We start from the raw sequence: 3,988 nt of genomic DNA, 5'->3' as shown, positions 1-3,988 counted from the left end.
CCGAGAGGGACTGGGTGGCGAACACCACGCTGGCGTTCTTCTTGCGCAGGGTCTTCAGCCACTCCCTCAGCTGCCCGGCGAAGCCCGGATCGTCGAGCGCCAGCCATCCCTCGTCGATGATGAGGAGTGTGGGAGATCCGTCGAGCCGGTCCTCGATGCGGTGGAACAGATAGGACAGCACCGCCGGCGCGGCGCTGGTGCCGATCAGCCCCTCGGTCTCGAAGGCCTGGACGGACGCCTGTCCCAGATGCTCCGCCTCGGCATCGAGCAGGCAGCCATGGGCGCCGCCGATGCAATAGGGCCGCAGCGCCTGCTTCAGAGCATTGGACTGGAGCAGGACGGCAAGGCCGGTCAGTGTGCGCTCCTCCATCGGCGCCGAGGCCAGCGAGGAGAGCGCCGACCAGATGTGCTCCTTCACCTCCGGGGTGATGGTGACGCCTTCGCGGGTCAGGATCGCCACGATCCAGTCCGCCGCCCAGCTGCGCTCGGACAGTTGATCGACGCGGGCCAGTGGCTGGAGGGCGATGCTGTCCTCGGCAAGGCTTCCGCCCAGGTCGTGCCAGTCCCCGCCCATGGCGAGGGCGGGGGCCCGGATGCTGCCGCCGAAGTCGAAGGCGAACACCTGGGATCCGGCATAGCGCCAGAACTGCAGGGCCATGAGCGCCAGCAGGACCGACTTGCCCGCGCCGGTCGGCCCCACCACCAGGGTGTGGCCCACATCCCCCACGTGGAGCGAGAAGCGGAACGGGGTCGCCCCCTCCGTCTTGCCGTAGAACAGCGGCGGGGCGTTGAAATGCGCGTCCTGTTCGTCTCCGGCCCAGACCGCCGAGAGCGGGATCATGTGCGCGAGGTTCAGGGTCGAGATGGGCGGCTGGCGGACATTGGCATAGACGTGCCCGGGCAGGCTGCCGAGCCAGGCGTCCACGGCATTGATCGTCTCAACCATGGCCGTGAAGTCTCGGCCCTGGATCACCTTCTCCACGGCCCGGAGCTTCTCGTCGGCGACGCGAGGATCAGAATCCCAGACGGTCACCGTGGCGGTGACATAGGCAATGCCGGCATGGTCGGCGCCCAGCTCCTGCAACGCGAGGTCGGCGTCCTCCGCCTTGTTGGCGGCATCGGAATCCACCAGCACCGAAGCTTCGTTGGTCATCACCTCCTTCAGGATGGCAGCGATGGATTTGCGCTTGGCGAACCACTGCCGGCGGATCTTGGTAAGGAGCCGGGTCGCGTCGGTCTTGTCGAGGAGGATGGCGCGGGTCGACCAGCGATAGGGAAAGGCCAGCCGGTTGAGATCGTCGAGAATCCCCGGCGTCGTCGCCGTGGGAAAACCCACGATGGTGAGCACGCGGAGGTGATCGATCCCGAGCATGGGCTCCAGCCCGCCGGTCAGTGGTTGGTCGGCGAGGAGCGCATCCAGATACATGGGCGTCTCGGGAACGCGCACCTGTTGGCGCCGGGTCGAGACGCAGCCGTGCAGATAGGTCAGGGTCTCCGCGTCATCGAGCCAGCGGCACTCCGGCATGAAGGCTTCGACCAGCCGGAGCACTCGGTCTGTCCGATCGGCGAAGCCGTCCAATGCTTCGCGTGGATCGACACCCTCGCGCCCACGCCCCTCATAGAGCCAGCTCTCCGCCCGGGCGGCATCCTCCGCCGGCGGCAGCCAACAGAAGGTGAGGAAGAAGCTCGACTCGAAATGGCTTCCGGCCTCAGTGAATCCGGCCTTCCGCTCGGCATCCACCAGCGCCGAGGCTGGATCGGGGAAGAGACTCTCGGGATAAGCCCCTGCCTCGTGCCGCTGGGCCTCCACGAACAAAGCCCAGCCCGAGCCGAGGCGGCGGAAGGCGCTGTTGAGGCGACCCGCCACCGCCACCAGTTCGGCGGGCACGGCGGAATCCAGGTCTGGCCCGCGGAAGCGCGCCGTGCGCTGGAAGCTGCCGTCCTTGTTGAGGACGATGCCAGGGCCGACGAGGGCCGCCCACGGCAAATAGTCCGCGAGCCGGCTCCCCTGACGACGATACTCGGCGAGGTTCATCATGGTGCGCGCCCCTCAGACCGACAAATGGGAGGGGACGCGCAGATGCCGGCGCACCACGTCGACGAAGAGCGGATCGCGCTTGGCGGCCCAGACAGCGGCCAGGTGGCCGATCGCCCAGAGCACGAGGCCCACGAGCCAGAGCCTCAGGCCCAGCCCGACGGCGCCAGCGAGCGTGCCGTTGAAGATGGCGAGTGCCCGCGGCGCGCCGCCGAGCAGGATCGGCTCGCTGAGCGCCCGGTGGACCGGCACGGAGAAGCCCGGCACCTCGCCGGCATCGCCCGCCATCAGACCAGCGCTCCGCCGCTGAAGGAGAAGAAGGACAGGAAGAAGCTCGAAGCCGCGAAGGCGATGGAGAGGCCGAACACGATCTGGATCAGCCGCCGGAACCCGCCAGAGGTGTCGCCAAAGGCGAGCGCAAGGCCAGTCGAGATGATGATGATCACCGCAATGATCTTGGCGACCGGCCCCTGGATCGACTCCAGGATCGACTGCAGCGGGGTCTCCCACGGCATGGAGGAGCCGGAGGCGTGGGCGGCGGACACCACGCAGGCGAAAGCAAGAGCCCCTGCGGCGGTACACATTAGGCGGCGATAGTGGGAAACAGAGTTCGGTGTCACGAAGAGGTTCCTTTTTCGGTAGGAGGGACAGCGGGGGAGATCCGGTAGTCGCCGTTGGGGCCGAGCCCTTCGACGCGGGCGAGCTCGGTGAGCCGGCGCGCAGCACCACGGCCGGACAGCACGGCGATTAGATCGATGGTCTCGGCGACTAGGGCGCGCGGGACAGTGATGACCGCTTCCTGGATGAGTTGCTCCAGCCGTCGAAGGGCGCCCATGGCGCTGCCTGCGTGGATGGTGCCGATGCCGCCGGGATGGCCCGTCCCCCAGGCCTTCAGGAGGTCCAGAGCCTCGGCTCCGCGCACCTCGCCGATGGGGATACGGTCAGGGCGCAGGCGGAGCGAGGAGCGCACGAGGTCGGAGAGCGAGGCGACGCCATCCTTGGTGCGCATCGCCACAAGGTTGGGCGCGGCGCATTGGAGCTCCCGGGTGTCCTCGATGAAGACGACGCGATCGGAGGTCTTGGCCACCTCGGCTAGCAGAGCATTGGTGAGGGTGGTTTTGCCGGTGGAGGTGCCACCGGCCACAAGGATGTTGGCACGGGAGACTACACCGTGACGGAGAGCCTCTGCCTGCGGCGCAGACATGATGCCGGCGGCGACATAGTCGTCGAGCGTGAACACGGCGACGGCGGGCTTGCGGATGGCGAAGGTTGGAGCTGCGACGACAGGCGGGAGCAGGCCTTCGAAGCGCTCACCGGTCCCAGGAAGCTCGGCGGAGAGCCGCGGGGCACCGGCATGGACCTCGGCGCCGATATGATGTGCGACGAGGCGGATGATGCGTTCGCCGTCGCCGGGAACCAGCCGCTCACCTGTGTTGGCGAGGCCCTCGGATAATCGGTCGACCCAGAGGCGGCCATCGGGGTTGAGCATGACCTCGACGACGGTAGGGTCATCGAGAAGGCGGGAGATCACCGGGCCGAGCGCGGTACGCAGCATGCGCACGCCGCGCTTCAGGCCCTCCGGATTGTGAGCTGAACCCGCCATATCATCCCCGCCGTCGCCGGGAGCGATGCAGGGGCTTCCCGGACGGGGATGATTAAAGAAGGGGGAATTGGGGGAGATTCAACAACGGAATGCGGGCATCGCGGCGTGGCGTGCGATTGCCTGAAATCGGCGTGTGACCCTCCCCCTGGGCGCTTGGCGGCAGCTACCGAATGACCCAAAGCAGCCTTCCGGACACGCCGTTACGAACGTCTGCTTGGCGCCCGAGGCTGTGTGAAAACCCCTGATGATGCTATGATCTAGCACTGCTTCGGGGGTGTCATATGGGACGTTTCGTTGAAGCTGCTGACCGCCACCAAGCAAGCTTTTTGCCGACGTGCCTGGAAGACTAT

General features: G+C 67.2%; 4 protein-coding genes. All 4 read right to left on the bottom strand.

The genetic code is table 11. The features are described 5' to 3' along the window. A partial coding sequence (gene trbE, locus EJ105_RS27405) for a conjugal transfer protein TrbE (RefSeq protein WP_250168851.1) occupies positions 1–2,038 on the bottom strand: 2,038 nt, incomplete at its 3' end. A gap of 12 nt (positions 2,039–2,050) precedes the next feature. Beyond that, positions 2,051–2,323, bottom strand: a complete 273-nt coding sequence (locus tag EJ105_RS27400; protein ID WP_250168850.1) for a VirB3 family type IV secretion system protein — start codon at positions 2,321–2,323, stop codon at positions 2,051–2,053. Beyond that, positions 2,323–2,619: a TrbC/VirB2 family type IV secretion system protein gene (locus EJ105_RS27395; RefSeq protein WP_250168852.1), complete on the bottom strand. Its 297-nt coding sequence runs from the start codon at positions 2,617–2,619 to the stop codon at positions 2,323–2,325. The genes EJ105_RS27400 and EJ105_RS27395 overlap by 1 nt, the downstream gene beginning before the upstream one ends. 32 nt (positions 2,620–2,651) lie before the next feature. Next, positions 2,652–3,638 (bottom strand): P-type conjugative transfer ATPase TrbB, encoded by a 987-nt coding sequence (gene trbB, locus EJ105_RS27390; RefSeq protein WP_250168849.1) that lies wholly within the window; start codon positions 3,636–3,638, stop codon positions 2,652–2,654. Between the last annotated feature and the right edge of the window lie 350 nt (positions 3,639–3,988).

This window comes from Xanthobacter aminoxidans (assembly GCF_023571765.1).
Classification (GTDB): domain Bacteria; phylum Pseudomonadota; class Alphaproteobacteria; order Rhizobiales; family Xanthobacteraceae; genus Xanthobacter; species Xanthobacter aminoxidans.
This window is presented reverse-complemented; position numbering and strand designations above follow the sequence as displayed.